General features: G+C 72.3%; 16 protein-coding genes and 2 pseudogenes. 9 read left to right on the forward strand and 9 right to left on the reverse strand.

What is annotated here, in order from left to right; genetic code table 11:
- Nucleotides 1-20: 20 nt before the first annotated feature.
- A complete protein-coding gene (locus tag J5X75_RS16325) occupies nt 21-1,172 on the reverse strand; it encodes a site-2 protease family protein (protein ID WP_372450891.1) in 1,152 nt (383 codons plus the stop codon).
- A gap of 210 nt (nt 1,173-1,382) precedes the next feature.
- Here J5X75_RS16325 and J5X75_RS45985 point away from each other — a divergent pair.
- From J5X75_RS45985 to J5X75_RS44345, 3 genes and pseudogenes are all read left to right on the forward strand, one after another.
- A pseudogene (locus tag J5X75_RS45985) lies at nt 1,383-1,652 on the forward strand (RecB family exonuclease); the annotation flags it as partial.
- A 222-nt stretch (nt 1,653-1,874) separates the two neighbouring features.
- Nucleotides 1,875-2,606: pseudogene (locus tag J5X75_RS45990) on the forward strand (RecB family exonuclease); the annotation flags it as partial.
- 411 nt (nt 2,607-3,017) lie between these two features.
- Nucleotides 3,018-3,656 (forward strand): LuxR C-terminal-related transcriptional regulator, encoded by a 639-nt coding sequence (locus J5X75_RS44345; protein ID WP_307798112.1) that lies wholly within the window; start codon nt 3,018-3,020, stop codon nt 3,654-3,656.
- Between the two features lie 295 nt (nt 3,657-3,951).
- Here J5X75_RS44345 and J5X75_RS16340 read toward each other — a convergent pair whose 3' ends face one another.
- Nucleotides 3,952-4,587 (reverse strand): HAD family hydrolase, encoded by a 636-nt coding sequence (locus tag J5X75_RS16340; protein WP_208468274.1) that lies wholly within the window; start codon nt 4,585-4,587, stop codon nt 3,952-3,954.
- Nucleotides 4,588-4,660: 73 nt separating this feature from the next.
- On the reverse strand, nt 4,661-5,380 hold the full coding sequence (locus J5X75_RS16345; protein ID WP_208468234.1) for a neutral zinc metallopeptidase: 720 nt from the start codon (nt 5,378-5,380) through the stop codon (nt 4,661-4,663).
- Nucleotides 5,381-5,570: 190 nt separating this feature from the next.
- Here J5X75_RS16345 and J5X75_RS16350 point away from each other — a divergent pair, with 190 nt between their 5' ends.
- Together J5X75_RS16350 and J5X75_RS16355 are read left to right on the forward strand one after the other, a co-directional pair.
- On the forward strand, nt 5,571-6,338 hold the full coding sequence (locus J5X75_RS16350) for an ABC transporter ATP-binding protein (protein WP_208468235.1): 768 nt from the start codon (nt 5,571-5,573) through the stop codon (nt 6,336-6,338).
- Nucleotides 6,338-8,872 (forward strand): ABC transporter permease, encoded by a 2,535-nt coding sequence (locus tag J5X75_RS16355; protein ID WP_208468236.1) that lies wholly within the window; start codon nt 6,338-6,340, stop codon nt 8,870-8,872. The genes J5X75_RS16350 and J5X75_RS16355 overlap by 1 nt, the downstream gene beginning before the upstream one ends.
- A 317-nt stretch (nt 8,873-9,189) precedes the next feature.
- On the opposite strand, the gene J5X75_RS16360 is transcribed toward J5X75_RS16355, so the two are convergent.
- Nucleotides 9,190-9,744 (reverse strand): hypothetical protein, encoded by a 555-nt coding sequence (locus tag J5X75_RS16360; protein ID WP_208468237.1) that lies wholly within the window; start codon nt 9,742-9,744, stop codon nt 9,190-9,192.
- A gap of 7 nt (nt 9,745-9,751) precedes the next feature.
- Entirely contained in the window at nt 9,752-10,522 is a 771-nt protein-coding gene (locus tag J5X75_RS16365) for a CDP-alcohol phosphatidyltransferase family protein (protein ID WP_208468238.1), read from the reverse strand.
- Between the two features lie 107 nt (nt 10,523-10,629).
- On the opposite strand from J5X75_RS16365, the gene J5X75_RS16370 reads away from it, so the two are divergent.
- Nucleotides 10,630-11,499 (forward strand): PAC2 family protein, encoded by an 870-nt coding sequence (locus J5X75_RS16370; protein WP_208468239.1) that lies wholly within the window; start codon nt 10,630-10,632, stop codon nt 11,497-11,499.
- A gap of 56 nt (nt 11,500-11,555) precedes the next feature.
- Here J5X75_RS16370 and J5X75_RS16375 read toward each other — a convergent pair whose 3' ends face one another.
- The 3 genes from J5X75_RS16375 to J5X75_RS16385 all read right to left on the reverse strand — a co-directional run bounded on the left by J5X75_RS16375 (nt 11,556) and on the right by J5X75_RS16385 (nt 13,220).
- Complete coding sequence (locus J5X75_RS16375; protein ID WP_208468240.1) at nt 11,556-11,747, reverse strand: DUF397 domain-containing protein; 192 nt, start codon at nt 11,745-11,747, stop codon at nt 11,556-11,558.
- Nucleotides 11,748-11,767: 20 nt separating this feature from the next.
- Nucleotides 11,768-12,691, reverse strand: a complete 924-nt coding sequence (locus tag J5X75_RS16380; protein ID WP_208468241.1) for a helix-turn-helix domain-containing protein — start codon at nt 12,689-12,691, stop codon at nt 11,768-11,770.
- A gap of 118 nt (nt 12,692-12,809) precedes the next feature.
- Nucleotides 12,810-13,220 (reverse strand): DUF6232 family protein, encoded by a 411-nt coding sequence (locus tag J5X75_RS16385; protein ID WP_208468242.1) that lies wholly within the window; start codon nt 13,218-13,220, stop codon nt 12,810-12,812.
- Between the two features lie 270 nt (nt 13,221-13,490).
- Here J5X75_RS16385 and J5X75_RS16390 point away from each other — a divergent pair, with 270 nt between their 5' ends.
- A complete protein-coding gene (locus J5X75_RS16390) occupies nt 13,491-14,282 on the forward strand; it encodes a GntR family transcriptional regulator (RefSeq protein WP_208468243.1) in 792 nt (263 codons plus the stop codon).
- Here the strand turns inward: J5X75_RS16390 and J5X75_RS16395 are convergent.
- Nucleotides 14,268-15,578: an alpha/beta fold hydrolase gene (locus J5X75_RS16395; protein WP_208468244.1), complete on the reverse strand. Its 1,311-nt coding sequence runs from the start codon at nt 15,576-15,578 to the stop codon at nt 14,268-14,270. The genes J5X75_RS16390 and J5X75_RS16395 overlap by 15 nt on opposite strands.
- 111 nt (nt 15,579-15,689) lie before the next feature.
- Here J5X75_RS16395 and J5X75_RS16400 point away from each other — a divergent pair, with 111 nt between their 5' ends.
- Together J5X75_RS16400 and J5X75_RS16405 are read left to right on the forward strand one after the other, a co-directional pair.
- Entirely contained in the window at nt 15,690-16,847 is a 1,158-nt protein-coding gene (locus J5X75_RS16400; RefSeq protein ID WP_208468245.1) for a sensor histidine kinase, read from the forward strand.
- Nucleotides 16,844-17,509, forward strand: coding sequence for a response regulator transcription factor (locus J5X75_RS16405; RefSeq protein WP_208468246.1), 666 nt, complete (start codon nt 16,844-16,846; stop codon nt 17,507-17,509). The genes J5X75_RS16400 and J5X75_RS16405 overlap by 4 nt, the downstream gene beginning before the upstream one ends.
- Nucleotides 17,510-17,605: the final 96 nt, after the last annotated feature.

A 17,605-nucleotide genomic window follows, 5' to 3' on the forward strand; every position in this document is an offset into this window, starting at 1 on the left:
TCTTCTTTCCCAAAGGTCCGTCAGGTACGGCTCGCGCGCCTCGGTTCCAGCACGGCGGCCACGTCGGCGACCCGCAGGACGCCCACGACATCCTCGCCTGCGGTCACCAGGTACTGCGCACCCGGGTGGGCCTGCAGCGCGCGGACCACCTGCTCGCCGGTCAATCCCAGCGGCAGGGCGGTCAGCGCGTCCCGCGAACGGGAGACGCTCTCCACGCTCACCCACGGCCGCCGGTCCACCGGCACCCGCTCGGCCTGCACCGGATCCACCACCGCGGTCAGGCTGCCCGCCGAGTCCGCCACCGCCAGCACCACGTCCGGCCGCGGATCCTCGGCCCGGCGCCGCTGCGCCTCACCCAGCGGCGTGCCCGCCGGGACCGCCAGCACCGGCCGGACCAGCGCGCCCAGATCGACCAGCGGGAACCGGCCGGTCATCCGGCCCAGCCGGATCGACTGCCCCGCCCCCTGCCACAGGGTGAGCACCACCAGCAGCACGAAGATCAGCCCGAGCAGGGTCAACAGGCCGGTCAGATGCAGCGTCACCACGACCGCCGCGGTGATCAGGGCCAGCACCCGGCCCGCCCAGCCGGCCGCCACGGTCGCCCGGTTGCGGTCCTTCAGGATCGCCCACAGCGCCGCCCGCAACGCCCGGCCACCGTCCAGCGGCAGGCCCGGCAGCACGTTGAAGACCGCCACCAGCACGTTGCTCACCGCCAGCTGGAAGGCGATCTGCCCGGGCACGGTCCGCTCCGGCAGCACCAGCGCGGCCGCCGTCGCCACCCCGCCCAGCAGCAGCGACACGGCCGGCCCGGCCAGCGAGACGAGCGCGTCCACCCGGGGCGCCGGCGCGTCCCGGTCCATCTCGGTCCAGCCGCTGAGCAGCTCCAGCGTGATCCGGCGCACGCCGATCCCGAACCGGCGGGCGGTCAGCGCGTGGCCCAGCTCGTGCAACAGCACCGAGCCGAGCAGACAGACCACGAAACCCAGACCCACGAGGTACGCCCAGGGCTGCGCCAACCCCAGCTCGGCCTGCGCGTAGTTCCCATACACCACGGTGACCAGCACCCCGAGCAGCAGCATCGACGCGTTCGCATGCACCGGGATGCCGGCGACGTGCCCCACCGGCCGCCCGTCGGCCGGCGGCGGGACCTGCGGTGTCCGGCTCTGCTCCACGCGATCGATGCTACGGACACGCCCGCGCGGTACCCACCCCGCGTTTTTCGTCGTACCCCTGGCCTAGCCTCTTGAGACATGACGGCGCTCTCTCCCATGGCTGCCCAGCCGGTCTCCCCACCCCCGCAGCCCGGTGACCCGGCCCCCGCCTCCGTTCCCGGCCAGGTCACGGCCGCCGACGGCCCGGCGCCGGGCGGGCGCGGCCGCCGGATGGCGGCGCCGTCCGGGCCGTCGTTGTCGCCGTCGCGGGCCGCCGACTTCAAGACGTGCCCGCTGCTGTTCCGCTTCCGCACGGTGGACAAGCTGCCCGAGACGCCCTCCGCCGACCAGGTCCGCGGCACCCTGATCCACGCCGTCCTGGAACGCCTGTTCGACCTGCCCGCCGCCGACCGCACCCCGGAGGCCGCGGCCGCGCTCGTCGCCCCCGAGTGGGAGAAGCTGGTCGCCCAGGAGCCCGAGCTGGCGTCATTGTTCGCCGCCGAGCCACCCGTGGCCGCCGGGCCGTCCGGTTCCCCCGCCGCCCGGTCGGCCGGCACACAGACCGACCCCGCGACGGACGGCGGCGTGAGCGACCCTGCGACGGACGGCGAGCTGAGCAACCCGGCGGCCGGCGGCCGGCTGAGCGATCCTGCGGCCGGCGGGCAGAGCGGCCCCGCGGCCGGCGGCCAGCTGAGTGACCCTGCGGCCGGCGGACAGAGCGGCCCCGCAGCCGGCGGCCAGCAGAGCCCAGCAGCTGGCGGTGGGCTGATGCGTGACCCGGCGGCGGTGGCGGCCGAGGCCGACGCGACCGGCCAGGCCGCGCTCGTCGACGTTCCGTCCGGTGCCGCCGAAGCCGCGCGGATCGCGGCCTTCCTCTCCGGCGCCCGCGACCTGCTGGCCGGCTACTTCGCGGTGGAGGATCCACGTCGCCTGGAGCCCGCCGAGCGGGAGAGCCTGATCTCCACGATGATCGGCGACGAGTTGCTGCTGCGCGGCTACATCGACCGCCTCGACGTCTCCCCGGCCGGTGACCTCCGGGTCGTCGACTACAAGACCGGCGGTGCACCCCGCCAGGCGTTCGAGGGCCGGGCCCTGTTCCAGCTGAAGTTCTACGCCCTGGTTCTGTGGCGCACCCGCGGCGTGGTTCCCCGGGCGCTGCGGCTGCTCTACCTGAAGGACGCCGAGGCCCTCGACTACAGCCCCGAGGCCGGTGAGCTGGAGCGTTTCGAACGCACCCTGCTCGCCCTCTCCCAGGCGATCGAGCGCGCCAAACGCGACCGCGACTTCCGTCCCAAGCCCAGCCGCCTCTGCGGCTGGTGCAGCCACCAGAGCCTGTGCCCGGAGTTCGGCGGCACCCCACCGCCCTATCCGGAGACCGCCGCGATCACCGACCTCACTTCCGGCGCCGAGCCGGACCGGGTCGCCACCCTGCTCCGGGACGACCCTCTTGGCTGACTCCGCCCACCTCCGCCATCCGCACCCCACCGGCCGATGAAACCGCTCCGGGTGCTTCTCGCCGACGCCGCCCCACTCCAGCGGGCGGGTCTGCGAGCCGTTCTCACCGGGCCGCACGGCGGCGTGGGCACACCGGCATCGCACGGCGAGCCGGTAGGCGTCCCCACACCGGCGTCGCACGGCAGGCCGGCGGGCACGCCCACATCGGCACCGCAAGGCGAGCCGATAGGCGCATCCACACCGGCACCACAGGGCAAGCCGACAAGCGCACCCACACCGGCACAACACGGCAAGCCGACAAGCGCACCCACACCGGCACCACACGGCAAGCCGACAAGCGCACCCACACCGGCACAACACGGCAAGCCGACAAGCGCACCCACATCGGCACCACACGGCAAGCCGGTGGACGTGCCCTCACCGGCATCACCCGGCGAGCTGGTGGGCGTCCCCGGGCTGGCGGAGATCGTCGTCGCCGGGGAGACGGGTGACGGGGCCGAGGCGGTCGATCTGGCCCGGCGGTTGCTCCCCGACGTACTGATCGTCGATGTAGCTCTTCCGCGCCTCGACGGGCTGGCCGTGACCAGGGCGGTCACCGAGGCACGGCTGGCGGTCCGGGTTCTGGTCCTGACCGAGCGCGACACCGACGACGAGGTGGTGGCGGCCGTCGCCGCCGGGGCGAGCGGCTATCTCTGCAAGGACACCCCACACGACGAACTGATCGCCGCGGTCCGGGCGGTGGCCGCCGGTGGCGCGGTGATCGCCCCACCGATCCTGGCCCGGGTCCTGACCCGGCTGGCCGGGGCGTTGCCGACGGCCGCGGACGGTTCGGCCGCCGCCCGGCTCGGCCCGCTGACCGGCCGGGAACGCGAGGTGCTGGTGCACGTGGCCCGCGGCCGGTCCAACGCCGAGATCGCGACGATCCTCGGCGTGGGCGAGACGACGGTGAAGACCCACGTCGGCCACGTCCTCACCAAGTTGCGTCTGCGCGACCGCACCCAGGCCGTGGTCCTCGCCTACGAGACGGGCCTGGTCCGCCCCGGCATCTGACCCCCGGCCCGGCCCCGCCCGGCACAGACCGACCCGTCCGGCCCGGCACAAACCGCCCCACCCGGCCCCTGACAGAGCGGCGCGTCGACCCGGCAGCTGACCGGCGCCCGGCCCGGCACAGACCGGCGCGGTTCGACCCGGCACAGACCGACCCACCCGGCCCGGCACACACCGCGCCGCCCGGCCGGCACAGACCGACCCGTCCGGCCCTGGCACAGAGCGGCGCGTCCGGCCTGGCGCAGACCGGGCCGTAGGGTGGGCCGCGGCGTGGAGAGTGGGGTGGCGACGGCTCGGATCAGGTGAGAAGGCCGGCCAGGAAGAGCGGGTCCACGCCGGTCAGTGACGTGCGCAGATGTACGCCGTCGACCGGTTCGAGTTCCAGTTCGGCCGGGACCGCCAGCACCGCCGCCCCGGCCGCCGTGGCGCTGGCCACCCCGCTGGGCGAGTCCTCGATGGCGACGCACGACCCGATCGGCACGCCGAGCAGTTCGGCGGCGGTCCGGTAGGGCTCCGGGTCGGGTTTCGGCCGTTCCACCTCGTCGCCGCAGACGATGACGTCGAAATTCTCGGCACCGAGGGTCTTGAGGGCCACCTCGACGAGCCGCCGCCCGGTGGACGTGACGAGCGCTGTCGGGATGCCGGCGGCCCGCACCGCGAGCAGCAGTTCCATGGCGCCGGGCCGCCACACCAGGCCGTCCGCGAACAGGTCCCGCACCCGCGCGCTGAGCCACGCCACGTCGGGCGCCTCGGGGCGGTCCGGCTGGCCGAGGTCCTCCCGGAAGATCCGCATGCTGTGCGCCATGCTGGTGCCGACCATGGCGAGGCGGGCGGTCTCGGAGAGCCTCCCCCCGGCGTGCACGGCGAGCTCGGCCAGGGCGATGCCCCAGATCCGCTCGCTGTCGACCAGCGTCCCGTCCATGTCGAAGAGCACCGCGGCAGGTTTCACCGGACCATTCTGGGTGGGCCGGGCGCCCGGCGCCGACCGGATGTGACGGAGCCGACCGTCACAGCCCGCAGGCGTTCAGCGAGTTGTTGTAGCCGTTCGCGAACGACTGGAACCGCTGGGCCGGCGACCCGTGCGACCCGGGCGCGAACCACGGCTGATCAGGGTCGTCGCCGACCGCCGCGAGCCCGTCGGACAGTTCCTTGGCGTCGTTCTCCTGCATGCTCAGCGCCTTCTGCCGGACCATGTCGCCGATGAACGCGCCGGACATGCAGTCGGCCTGCAGCTCCTGTTCGATGGTGAACTGTTTGCGGATGCCGAGGCGGTCCTGGATGCCGTGGGCGTACTCGTGGCCGAGCAGGTAGAACACGAACGCGTCACCGATCTGCTGGAACGCGTCGAAGGCCCAGTTCACGTCGTACGCGATGAAGTCGCCGGCCGGGCAGTAGACGGCGTTGTTGAGCGGCAGCGGCTCCCCGCCGCACGCCACCTCGCCCTCCTGCTGGTACGGCACCACCTGGCGCACCGGCTGGAAGGAGCCGCCGAGCCGCTGCGCCCAGTAGCGTTCGGCGACGACCTGGGAGGCCTGCATGTCCTTGGCGAACTCCTCGGGGGTGTCGGTGCCGTCGGGGTCGACCGAGCCGGTGACGTCGACGGTGGGCGCCGGGCCGGTCGGTTCGGGCCCGGGGGTGGGCGTGGTGGTCGGCAGGCAGGCCGCCAGCAGCAGGGCCGCCGAGATCGCGGCGAGAAGGGACATGAGCGGTACCGGTCGAACGCGCATGTGTTCCTCCAGAGCGGGGCGGTGTTTCCACGTTAGACCCGGTCCGCCTCAGGGGCTTCCCTGAGAGTTCCCTGGGTGCCTCCCCGAGGCAAATCTCCCCCTCCTCTACCCCCGCAGGGGGACGCCCGGGAGGTTTTCCGCCGCAACACTGGGCCGGACACGAACGAAACCCACAGGGGGAGACACGGTGGTGGCACCGACGAATGCCGGCGGGCCGGTGGCGGCGCGAGCGGACGCGATCTGGAAGGTGTACGGCTCGGGCGAGGCCCGGGTGGCGGCGCTGCGGGGGGTCAGCGTGGAGTTCGGCAAGGGCCGTTTCACCGCGATCATGGGCCCGTCCGGCAGCGGCAAGTCCACGCTCATGCACTGCCTCGCCGGGCTCGACACGGTGGACGAGGGCACCGTGCACGTCGGCGGCACCGAGATCAGCCGGCTGAACGACAAGGCGCTGACCCGCCTGCGCCGGGACCGGATCGGCTTCATCTTCCAGCAGTTCAATCTGCTGCCGACGTTGAGCGCCGCGGAGAACATCCGGCTGCCGCTGGACATCGCCGGGCGCAAGGCCGATCCGCAGTGGTGGGACACGGTGATCAACACGGTGGGGCTGAGCGACCGGCTCGGTCACCGGCCCAGCCAGCTCTCCGGCGGCCAGCAGCAGCGGGTGGCGTGCGCGCGGGCCCTGATGGGTCGCCCCGACGTGATCTTCGCGGACGAGCCGACCGGCAACCTGGACTCCCGTTCCGGCGCCGAGGTGCTGTCGTTCCTGCGGTCCAGCGTGCGCGAGCACGGCCAGACCATCGTGATGGTCACCCACGACCCGGTGGCGGCGAGCTACGCCGACCGGGTGGTGTTCCTCGCCGACGGCGCGATCGTCGACGAGCTGGCCGGCCCGACCGCGGAGACGGTGCTGGACACCATGAAGAAGCTGGACGGCAAGAGCGACCCGGTGATGCTCTGATGCTGCGCGCCACGCTGAAGAGCCTGCTCGCCCGCAAGTTGCGGCTGGTCCTGTCCGGTCTGGCCGTGCTGCTCGGCGTGATGTTCGTGTCGGGCGCCCTGGTGCTCACCGACACCCTCAACCGCACCTTCGACTCGATCTTCTCCGAGGCCTTCGCCTCGACCGACGTCTCGGTCACCGCGAAACCGCGGGTCGAGGTCTCCGAGATGGAGGGCGAGGAGGTCGCCGCGCCGCTTCCGGCCTCGGTGGTGGAGACCATCAAGACCCAGGAGGGGGTACGGTCGGCGACCGGCCGTGTCGACGCGGACGGGGCACGGGTGATCGCGTCGGACGGCAAGGTGCTCACGTCGTTCGGGCCGCCGCGGATCGGCTCGAACTGGACCGGCACCGACGAGATCATGGAGATGCGCGCCGGCCGCGGCCCGGAGGCCCCCGGCGAGATCGCCATGAACGCGACCACCGCCGAGCTGGCCGGCTTCACCGTCGGTGACCGTGTCTCGGTGCTCACCCAGCAGCCGAAACGGGAGTTCACCCTGGTCGGCGTCTGGGGCTACACCGGCGGACGGGACAGCATCAGCGGTGTCCAGGAGGTCGCCTTCACCACGCCGGTGGCGCAGGAGCTGATGCTCGGCGAGAAGGACGTGTTCACCTCGGTGACCGTCCGCACCGCCGACGGCGTCACGCCGGAGCAGCTGCGCGACCGGATCGCCCCGGTGCTCGGCGCCGGCTACGAGGTGAAGACCGGTGAGCAGCTCGCCGAGGACAACTCCTCGAGCCTCAAGGAGGGCATGGGTTTCTTCAACCAGATCCTGCTGGGCTTCGCCGGCATCGCGCTGTTCGTCGGCATCTTCCTGATCCTCAACACGTTCTCGATCGTGGTGGCCCAGCGGACCCGGGAGCTGGCCCTGCTCCGGGCGATCGGCGCCAGCCGCCGCCAGGTGATCAACTCGGTGCTGGTGGAGGCCGTGGTGGTCGGCGTGATCGCCTCGGTCCTCGGTCTGGCCGCCGGGGTCGGGGCGGGCGCCGGGCTGGGCGCGCTGTTCAGCGGCATGAGCGGCGGCATGGACCTGGCCCCGATCGGGGTGCCGCTGTCCGCGGTGATCAGCTCGTTCACGGTCGGCATCCTGGTGACCGTGGTGGCCGCGGTGCTGCCCGCGCTGCGCGCCTCACGGATCTCGCCGGTCGCCGCGATGCAGGACGTCGCCACCCCGGACCGGCCGCTCACCAAGCTGACCGTGGCCGGCACCGTGGTGACCGCGGCCGGGGCGGCGGCTCTGGGCACCGGGTTGTTCGCCGACTCCGGCGACGCCACGCTGTACCTGATCCTCGGCGGTGTGCTGGTCACCTTCATCGGTGTCGCCCTGCTCACCCCGCTGATCGCGCGGCCGGTGGTGTCCCTGCTGGGCCGGCTGTTCTCCTGGTCGGTGCCGGGGCGGCTGGGCCGGCTCAACTCGGGCCGCAACCCGCGCCGCACCGCGATCACGGCGGCCGCCCTGATGGTCGGCATCGCCCTGGTCACCGGTGTGACCGTGGTGATGGACTCGGCGAAGAGCAGTCTCAAGGCCGAGGCGGCACGGATCCTCAAGGCCCAGATCATGATCAGTGGCGATCAGGGCGGGCCGCGTCCGCCGACGTACGATCCGGCCGTCCTGGACAAGGCCGAGCGGATCCCCGGGGTGCGGGCGGCCGCCGGCCTCTACAACGACCTGGTGGCGGTCGGCGACGACCGGACGTACGTGGCCGCCACCGAGGACCTCTCCCGGATGGCGGAGGCCTACGGCACCACGGCCGCGAAGCTGGGTCCCGGCGAGATCGCGGTGAGCGCGCCGGAGGCCACCGAGCGCGGCTGGCGGACCGGCTCGACCACGACGATCCAGACGGCGAGGGGTGAACCGCGGACGTACACGGTGGTGAACGTCTTCCCCGAGAACGCGCTGCCCGGCAGCATCATCCTGCCCGCCGAGGCGATCAAGGGCTTCGGCATCACCCAGCCGGTCCTCGGGTTCATCCGCCTGGACGACGGTGTCGCGGTGTCGTCGGTGCTGCCGCAGGTGAAGGCCCTGGTCGCGGACAGTCCCGAGGTGACCGCCACCGACCAGCAGACCTTCGTCGACGATCAGGCCGCGGTCTTCGACCAGATCATCACGATGATCCAGATCCTGCTGGGCCTGGCCATCCTGATCGCGGTCCTGGGCGTGGTCAACACCCTGGCCCTGTCCGTCCTGGAACGCACCCGGGAACTGGGCCTGCTCCGCGCCGTCGGCCTGGGCCGTGCCCAGACCATGCGCATGATCACCGTCGAGGCCGTGGTGATCGCCGTCTTCGGCGCCCTCCTCGGCGTGGCGGTCGGCGCCGGCATGGGCAGCGCGGTCGCCCGTGCCCTGGAGAACGACGGCATCACCGAGATCGTCCTCCCCTGGGCCCGCATGGGCACCTACCTGGTCCTGGCCGCCCTGGTCGGCGTCTTCGCCGCCGTCCTCCCGGCGATCCGGGCCGCCCGCCTCAACGTCCTGGGCGCCATCGCCCACGACTGACCCGTCGGTGAACGTCCCGCGCCCACCCGGGCGCACGATCCGGCCCCGGCCCCGTGCCGGGGCCGGCCCGTTCCCGGAACACGGCCGCCCGCCACCCGGACACATCAGCACCCGGGCCCGGCCGGTCACACCCCCGGCCGGCTCCCGGAGTCGTCTCGGACCGGCTGGACCACCGATCTCCGCCCGGCGGCGCCTCGCGGGCGGGACCACGCACGGGGATCGCGGTGCGCTGCGGGACGGGGAGGATGCGGTCGGGGACGGCTTGTTCCGTACCGGGAAGGGTTGGAGGCGGAGGCGTCGCTCGGGGAACGACCCCGTCAGACCTTGCTGGGCAGGCGCCGGTGCAGTTCGGCGAGCAGGACCTCCGGTCCGGGGGACATCAGGCCCACGTCGATGACGTAGGCGAAGTCGCCGCCCCGGCGCCGCACCCGCGGAGGGCCGCCCTTGCCGGGCAGCCGGGTGGCGTAGTCCTCGGCGATCGGCGTGATCACCAGGTCGGTGAACGGGCCACGGCCGTGCAGGGCCACCGCGGCGATCCCGGACCAGGGCAGATGGACCGGCTGCCGCCCGGTGCCGGCGAAGTCGATCCCGTGTACCGAGGTGTGCAGCCAGCCCAGCCGCCGCCAGACGACCAGCATGAGCACAGCCGCCACGGTCGCCGGGACGACGAGGCTGGCCTCGAAGAAGACCACGAGGTCGGACGCCCTCGGGCGATATCCGGTGGCCATCCGGACACCGATCGTGATCAGCAGCAACGGTAGCCAGGCGGCGGCCAGCACCCACAGCGCGGTCACGTAGAACATGCCGCGGGCCTGGATGAAGCTGACGGTGTCGTCGGTCGGCCCGAGCACTTGATCCAGATGATCAGCCATATGCCGATTATGTTCTGATAAATGCTTCGTTTTCGGCGGAATAGGTCCGGGTGGTCAGCCACAGCTTGTAGATGAGCAGCAGCTCGAACGCGGTCAACAGAACCGCCGCGACCACGGTGAACGGCACGACCAGGCCGGTCAGCGGGCCGAGCACGAAGACGAACATCATGAACTCGATGCCGCTGAACACGTGCGCCCGGATCCGGTGCGCCAGCAGGAACCCGCGCACCCGGCCGAACAGCCCGAACCGGGCGCGGAAGTCGCCGTGCACGTCGGCCGGCTCCGGGCCGTCGCCGCGCATCAGCTCCCGGATCTTGCCCATCTGGAGCGCGTTGAGGTAGCGGAACAGATCGAGGAAGATCACCAGCCCGGCCAGCCCGATCCAGAACGGGTCACCGGTGCGCTGCCACTGCCCGCCGAACAGCCCGAGCGCGCAGATCACCACGCGCAGCCGGTCGAAGACGTAGTCCAGCCAGACGCCGAACACCGAGCCGGTCCCGTTCAACCGGGCGATCTTGCCGTCCAGGCAGTCGACCAGGAACGCCACGTGGAACAGCAGCGCCCCGGCGATCAGCCAGCCGGCCCGGAAGCACGCGGCGGCGCCCACCCCGACGCCGAACGCCAGGAGGCTGAGCCGGTTCGGCGTCACCCACCGCCACGGCGCGATCAACCGCACCAGGTGCACCGCCACCGGATCGACGAGCCACACCGTCCACCAGGAGTCCCGCCGCTTGTAGGTGCGCTCCCGGATCTCGTCGACCGTCAATCGGGGGGTCATGCGGGCGACATTACCGCTAGTGAGCAAGGTCGATACAGATCGTCACTCCTGAGGTGCCCGGCGCGGCCATCGGGTACGCACCGCCGCGCGCACGTAGGCTGTTCCCCATGAGTGAGTTCGACGGCCTCCCCATCCTCCGTTCTCCCGTGGCCATCGCCGCCTTCGAGGGCTGGAACGACGCCGCGGACGCTTCCACCGCGGCCGTCGAACACCTCGAGCAGGTGTGGGAGGCGCGCGAGGTCACCAGCATCGACCCGGAGGACTTCTACGACTTCCAGGTGAGCCGCCCGACGATCACGATGGCCGAGGGCGAGACCCGGAAGATCGAGTGGCCGACCACCCGGTTCACGGTGGCCAGCCCGCCCGGCGCGGACCGGGACGTGGTGCTCATCCGGGGCATCGAGCCGAGCATGCGGTGGCGGACGTTCTGCGAGTCGGTGCTGGAGATCTGCCACAGCCTCGAGGTGAACCGGATCGTCCTGCTCGGGGCGCTGCTGGCCGATGTGCCGTACACCCGGCCCCTGCCGATCAGCGGCACCGCCAGCGACCGCGAGACAGCCGAGAAGTACAAGGTCGTCCCCACCCGGTACGACGGCCCGACCGGCATCGTCGGCGTGCTGCAGGAGGCGGCCACCCGCGCCGAGCTGGACGCCCTGTCGTTCTGGGTGCACGTCCCGCACTACGCGAACAACCCGCCCTGCCCGAAGGCCACGCTGTCGCTGCTCAGCCGGATCGAGGACGTCCTCGACCTGCCGGTGCCGATGGCCGACCTGGCCGAGCAGGCCGACGACTGGGAGAAGAAGGTCCGCGCCGCCGCCGAGCAGGACTCCGAACTCGGGGAGTACGTGCGGGAGCTGGAGGAGCGGGTCGGTGACGCCGGGATCCAGCCGCTCACCGGCGACGAGATCGCCAGCGAGTTCGAGAAGTACCTGCGCCGGCGCGGAGGTTCGGCCGGCCCCACCGCCGGATCCTGGTGAGACGCCGACGGCGGGTGACCCCAGCCGGAGTCACCCGCCGTCACGGAAGACCAAAATCAGGACGACTTCTCGTAGGAGAGAACGAGGTCCTGGAAACCACTCCACTCCGCCTGGGTGAAGACCAGCGGCGGTTGCTCGGGATTCTTGCTGTCCCTCAATCTGATGGTGCCATCAATCTGGGCAACCTCGATGCACCCGGAAGTCGCACAGAACGAACTGCGCTGCCACGCCATTGTGGTGTCTTTCATCTCGCACCTTTCTGGACATGTCAGGACCCGTTGTCCTGATCCCTGCCGGGCGCTCGGGCGATACGCGCGCGCAGGTCATAGGCCCGCGCTAGGATGAGTGCCCGGCTCGCATTCTCGTCGAGCGACTGTTTCCAGAAACGCTCGAAGACATCCATGTGGAAATTTACCTCCGGCGCGTCCTCTACCATTTCGTCCCGCGTGTAGGACTCTCTATAGAGAACCGCGTCGTCGGGCGGGTCGCCACCGAGATGGATGACCGCGAATGCACCGAACATGCCCATCACCGCGCCGTCGTCCATGGGCAGCACGCGGACATGCACGTTGGGCCGGGATGCGGAGGCGGCGAGATCATCGAACTGGTCGGCGGTCGTCGACATCCCGCCCACCATCCGCCACAGCGCTGATTCATCGAAGAGCAGGCGGTACTCCGGCGCACCGTCCTGCTCGATCACCCGCCGGCGGCGGTCCAGCCGCACCTCCCGGCGGACCCGGCGCTGATCGGCGCTGAGATTGGCGCCGTACCACGCCAGGGTCGCCTCGGCGGTGGCCGGCGTCTGCAGATGCCCCGGCACCATGGTCGGCTGATACTCCCGGATGGAGGTCGCCGCCATCTCGAACTGCATCAGCTGGAGCAGACCGGACGGGAGGTGGTCGCGGTGCTCGGGGGCGGTCCAGTACCGCTCGCGGCGGGCCGTCCGCGCCTCCTCGACGAGCTCGGCGATCCGGGTCTCGTCGGTCACCTGGTACATGGTGAGAGCGGCGCGCAGATCGGTCGGCGAGACGGTCACCTCGCCCAGCTCGATCCGCTGCACCTTGGACAGCGACCAGCCGAGCTTCTTGGCGACCTCGCTCTGGCTGAGCCCGGTGCGCTCACGGGCCGCGCGCAATGCCAGACGCACCCGCCGCCTGGAGACGGCGGGCAGGTCGTCGCGCGCAGCCGACATTCAGCCTCACCAAACGCTTAAATCGTCGCGAATCGACCGTGACTGCGACCTGGCATTCTGCCGTGTCGCTTACGGCTTGCCGAAGGATACCCCAGCCCTCACCGGGCGACGGAACCACTCAGGGGCGACGAAACTCCAGGCAGCGGACCAGTCCACGGCAGAAGCCGGTGAACTCGCGCTCGTCACGGGAGGAGAAGACCTCGACCACCCGGCCGTGGTAGGTGGCCCGCAGCTGCCACCACCGGCCGGCCCGGGGACGCAGCCAGTACAGCGCGTTGACGGCCAGGACACCCGACACCAGGACCGCCAGCAGCCCGGACGCCGGCCCCACCAGGGGCACCGCGACAACCGCCGCGACCAGCGCGGACACGCCGAGGAACTGCCGGCCGGCACCCTCCGGGCCGGGATCGAAACGCACGATGTGGAGCTCCGTCATCTCGGCCACCAGGAACCGCCGGTGGCTCTCCCTGGAGACCTCGACGATCTGCTCCGTGATGACGGCTCGCGGACCCTTGTAGAAGACCGGCACCTCCCACCCTCCCCTCGGGTTCTCCCCCCGGAGAAGGACCCTCTCCGGGGAGAGAAGGCCGGGGCGGCACTCAGTTGCCGCTGAGTGCCGCCCATCCACCGACCCGTCCTTAACGTGCACTCAGTATGGGGTCCAACCGCCCGTGTCCGCCAGACTCCTGAGAGCCATATAGCTGATAGCCGAATTCACTCATGGTTTCATTCGGCGCGTCGCGTGACGACACCACCACCGCTGCCGCATCCTAGGAACCTAGCTGGAAAGGGGACGGTCATGACCATCAATCCGGGCGCCGCCGAGTTCCCGCATCGGCAGATCGCGGCTCAGCTGCGCGAACGCATCCGTCGCGGTGACTGGCAGCCGGGCGAGCGCCTGCCCTCCATCCCGGCCATGGCGGAGATGTTCGGCGTCGCGAAGCAGACCGTGCAGCGTACCGTCGACCAGCTACGGGTCGAGGGCATCCTGATCACCAAACCCGGCTCCGGCACGTACGTCCGGGGCACCCGCCGCCGCCTGAACCGGCTCTCCCGCGGCCGGTACGGCGCCCACCGCGGCTACCACGCCGACCTGGCCGCCCGCTACCGCCAGCAGCTCACCGCCGTCGGCCGGGAACCCGCCCCGCCCGAGGTGGCCGACGCCTTCGGGGTCCGCGACGGCACCGAGATGCTGGTCCGGCGGCACGTCGTACGCACCGACGACGCGACCGTGGAGGTGGGCGCCTCCTGGTTCCGGGTGACCGACGCCAGCGGCACCACCCTGGAGCGTCCCGAGGCGTTCGGCCGGCCCCTCTACCAGGAGGCCGAGGAGGTGCTGGATCGCAGGTACACGACGGCCACCGACACGATCAGCGCCCGCCAGCCGAGCCGGGAGGAGGCCGAGATCCTCCAGATCCGGCCGGACACCCCGGTGCTCCATCTGCTACATGTCGCCTTCGACGAGACCCGTAAGCCGATCGAGGTGGCGCAGGCGACCTGGCCGGGACCGATGACCACGCTGACCGAGGAGTACCGGATCCCCTCGCCGGCCGCCGACCCCGGCCCCGACCCGGGCCTAGCGCTGGCCTGACAGCAGCTCCGTCACGGTGGCGGCGAACCGGTCCGGCTCCTCCGACATCGGATGGTGGCCGGACTCCGGGAAGACCACGAGGCGCTTGTCCGGCGATCGCAGGGCGGCGTACCAGGTGGCGAACGGCTCCGCCAGACTGCGCATCTCCCGGCCGCCCTGCACGAACCAGGCCGGGATCGCCAGCTCCGGCACGTCCCGGCGCAGGTCGACGTCCTGCAGGTTCGGGTAGAGGGCGTCCCAGGCGTCCAGCATCGTCGTCATCACGTGCGCCTTTCCCAGCGGGGTGTACTCGGGGACGCCCAGGTCCAACGGCGGGCCGGCGATCCCGTACACCTCCGGGGCGTGCAGCTGGAACGGCTCGTGGTCGAAAACGTCCGGCCACGGCGGCGGGCCCTGGGCGGTCAGCCGCTCCACCAGGTCGTCGCGGCCGCCGGACCGGGCCCACGCGAGCATGTCCGCGTACAGGATCCGGTCGCTGTCGCGCAGGCTCACGGCCTGGCCGATACCCAGATAGGCCTGGTAGAGACCGGGCCGCCGGTGCGCGGCCGTGACCGCCGGGATCGAGCCACCCGAATGGGCGGCCAGCACGATCCGGTCCCGGCCGAACCGTCCGCGCAGGTGCTCGGTGACCGCGACGATGTCGGCCACCTCGCTGTCCAGGGTGAGCGGCGCCCCGCTACGGCGTTCCAGGGTGGCCACCACGAAACGCTCCTCCAGAGCGGGCAGGCGCCGCCGCAGCGTGCCGATCATCGACCCGCCCGGCGGGCCGGGCACGAACAGCAGCACCGGCGCCGCCGGGACCCGGCCGCGGATCATCACCCGCAGACCGTCGACCTCGGCCAGTTCGGCGACGCCACCGGGAATCCGCTCGGTCCGCGCCGGCACGGCCACCGCCACGGTGACCAGCGCCAGCCCGGCCGCGGCCAGGCCGAGCGGGATCCGGCGCCGGACGCCGCCGCCCCACGCCGCGCCGGCCGCCATCGGGAACAGCGCCAGCAGCCCGTGCACGCCACGCCCGGTGATCAACACCAGAGAACCCAGCACGCTCGGGTGCGGCGCGTCCACCGAGGGGCCGGTCACGCCGATCCGCGTCAGTTCGAAGGCGATGGCGTACGCGAGAGGCGCGCCCACGATCATCCAGCGGGTCCCGGCCACGCGCCCGGCCAGGACGCCCACCACCAGGCTGATCACGATCGACCAGAGGGCCTGGCCGCCGGTGAGCGGGCCGCGTGGCGTCCACAGGGCGGCGGCCACTCCCCAGGCCACGGGAACGAGGACGGCGAGAGATCTCTTCATGCCCGGCAGCATGGGACCCCGCCGTGTCCACACACACCGGACGGCGGACGGGGTCCGGGCCCTACTTTGGTAGGTGCCGGCGGCCACGCCCGTACCCCTAGGGTTTGCGGCATGCTCCTCGCCCTGCTGGTGCCGGACCCGGCAGCGCCCCGCGCGGCGTCCCGCAACCGCCTCGCCGACGCCGTCGCGATCGTGGCGGCGCTGACCTACGGCCTGGGCATGATGCTGCTCGGTGACGCCACCCGGCCCGGCGCGGCGCTGCCCTGGCCGGCCGACGTGGCGGTGGGGCTGGCCGGCGCGGCCGCGCTCACCCTGCGGCGACGGCATCCGCTCGCGGTGACGGCGGCGCTGCTGCCGTTCGGCGCGGTGTCGGTGACCGCCACCGGGCCGATCACGGTGGCGCTGTTCACCGCCGCGATCCGGCTCCGGCTTCCGGTCCTGGTCGTGCTCGGGGCGGTCAACGTCGGCACCGCCGGGGTCTACTTCGCGCTCCACGACGGCCCGGAGTTCGGCATCTGGGTCGACCTCGTGGTCCGTGGTGTGGTCACCGTGGCGGCGCTCGGCTGGGGGCTGTTCGTGCAGGCGTACCGGCGTCTCACCACCTCCCTGCGCGACCACGCCGCCCGCCTGGAGTCCGAGCAGCGGCTGCGCGAGGACCGGGCCAGACTGACCGAACGCGCCCGGATCGCCCGCGAGATGCACGACGTCCTGGCCCACCGGATGTCGCTGATCAGCCTGCACGCCGGCGCTCTCGAGGTGCGCGGCACGGTGTCGCCGGAGGAGCTCACGCTCGCGGCCGGGGCGATCCGCGGCAGCGCGCACGAGGCCCTCGAGGAGCTGCGGGCCGTGATCGGTGTGCCGAGCGGGCGTCCCGAGCCGCCGCAGCCCGGCCTCGGCGACATGGACGAGCTGGTCGGCGGCGCGCGGGCCGCCGGGATGACCGTCGACTACCGCAACGAGCTGCCCGCGGACATCCCACCGGAGGTCCTCGGCCGCGCCGTCTACCGCATCGTCCAGGAGGGACTGACGAACGCCCGCAAACACGGCACGGAGCCGGCCGCCACGGTGCGCCTGGCGGGTGCCGCCGGTCACGCTCTGCGCGTCACGATCACCAACCCCTTCACCGGTACGCCGTCCGCGCGGCCGCCGGGCGCCGGGCTGGGCCTGGCCGGCATCGCCGAACGCGTGGCCCTGGCCGGCGGCCGCGTCACCCACGGCCCGGTGAACGGCAGCTTCCGCCTGGACGCCTCCCTGCCGTGGCCGGCATGACCCCCGGGCGGCCCATCCGGCTGGTGATCGTCGATGACGACGCGCTGGTCCGGGCCGGGTTGCGGATCCTGGTCGGTGGGTCGCCGGACATCGAGGTGGTGGCCGAGGCCGGCGACGGCGCGGAGGCGGTGACCGCGGCCGGGGCACACTGGCCGGACGTCATCCTGATGGACATCCGGATGCCCCGGGTCGACGGTCTGGTCGCGACCCGCCGGATCCGCGGCCGGCCGAACGCGCCGGAGGTGATCGTGCTGACCACCTTCGACGCCGACGAGTACGTGCTGGAGGCGCTGCGCGGCGGGGCCGCCGGGTTCCTGCTGAAGGACACGCCGCCCCGGGAGATCCTGGCGGCGGTCCGGTCGGTCGCGGCCGGCAGCGCCTCCCTCTCCCCCACGGTGATCCGCCGGCTGATCGACCACGTCGCCGACCCGGAGGCCGGGACCCGCCGGGCCCGCGCCCGGACCCGGCTGGCCGCCCTCACCGACCGGGAACGCGAGGTGGCCGTCCTGGTCGGCCACGGCCGGTCCAACGCCGAGATCGCCACCGAACTGCGGATGAGCGTCCCCACCGTGAAGGGCCACGTGTCCCGCCTCCTGAGCAAGCTGACCCTGAACAACCGCGTCCAGATCGCCCTGCTGGTCCACGACGCCGAACTCCTCTGAAACCCGGCCGGGCGCGCCGCCCCCCGGCGCGCCCGGCCGGGTGGTCAGGCCGGCGTGGGGACGGGCGCCGGATCCGGGCTTGGGGAACGGCCCAGG

This window comes from Actinoplanes flavus (genome assembly GCF_017592555.1).
GTDB classification, from domain to species: domain Bacteria; phylum Actinomycetota; class Actinomycetes; order Mycobacteriales; family Micromonosporaceae; genus Actinoplanes; species Actinoplanes flavus.

Excerpts from the sequence above, each read along its gene's own strand:
- J5X75_RS16380 (WP_208468241.1), bottom strand. The coding sequence starts at position 12,691 with ATGTCGGCTGCGCGCGACGACCTGCCCGCCGTCTCCAGGCGGCGGGTG.
- J5X75_RS16370 (WP_208468239.1), top strand. The coding sequence starts at position 10,630 with ATGAGTGAGTTCGACGGCCTCCCCATCCTCCGTTCTCCCGTGGCCATC.
- J5X75_RS16365 (WP_208468238.1), bottom strand. The coding sequence starts at position 10,522 with ATGACCCCCCGATTGACGGTCGACGAGATCCGGGAGCGCACCTACAAG.
- J5X75_RS16345 (WP_208468234.1), bottom strand. The coding sequence starts at position 5,380 with ATGCGCGTTCGACCGGTACCGCTCATGTCCCTTCTCGCCGCGATCTCG.
- J5X75_RS16395 (WP_208468244.1), bottom strand. The coding sequence starts at position 15,578 with ATGAAGAGATCTCTCGCCGTCCTCGTTCCCGTGGCCTGGGGAGTGGCC.
- J5X75_RS16405 (WP_208468246.1), top strand. The coding sequence starts at position 16,844 with ATGACCCCCGGGCGGCCCATCCGGCTGGTGATCGTCGATGACGACGCG.
- J5X75_RS16375 (WP_208468240.1), bottom strand. The coding sequence starts at position 11,747 with ATGAAAGACACCACAATGGCGTGGCAGCGCAGTTCGTTCTGTGCGACT.
- J5X75_RS16360 (WP_208468237.1), bottom strand. The coding sequence starts at position 9,744 with ATGGCTGATCATCTGGATCAAGTGCTCGGGCCGACCGACGACACCGTC.
- J5X75_RS16355 (WP_208468236.1), top strand. The coding sequence starts at position 6,338 with ATGCTGCGCGCCACGCTGAAGAGCCTGCTCGCCCGCAAGTTGCGGCTG.
- J5X75_RS16390 (WP_208468243.1), top strand. The coding sequence starts at position 13,491 with ATGACCATCAATCCGGGCGCCGCCGAGTTCCCGCATCGGCAGATCGCG.
- J5X75_RS16400 (WP_208468245.1), top strand. The coding sequence starts at position 15,690 with ATGCTCCTCGCCCTGCTGGTGCCGGACCCGGCAGCGCCCCGCGCGGCG.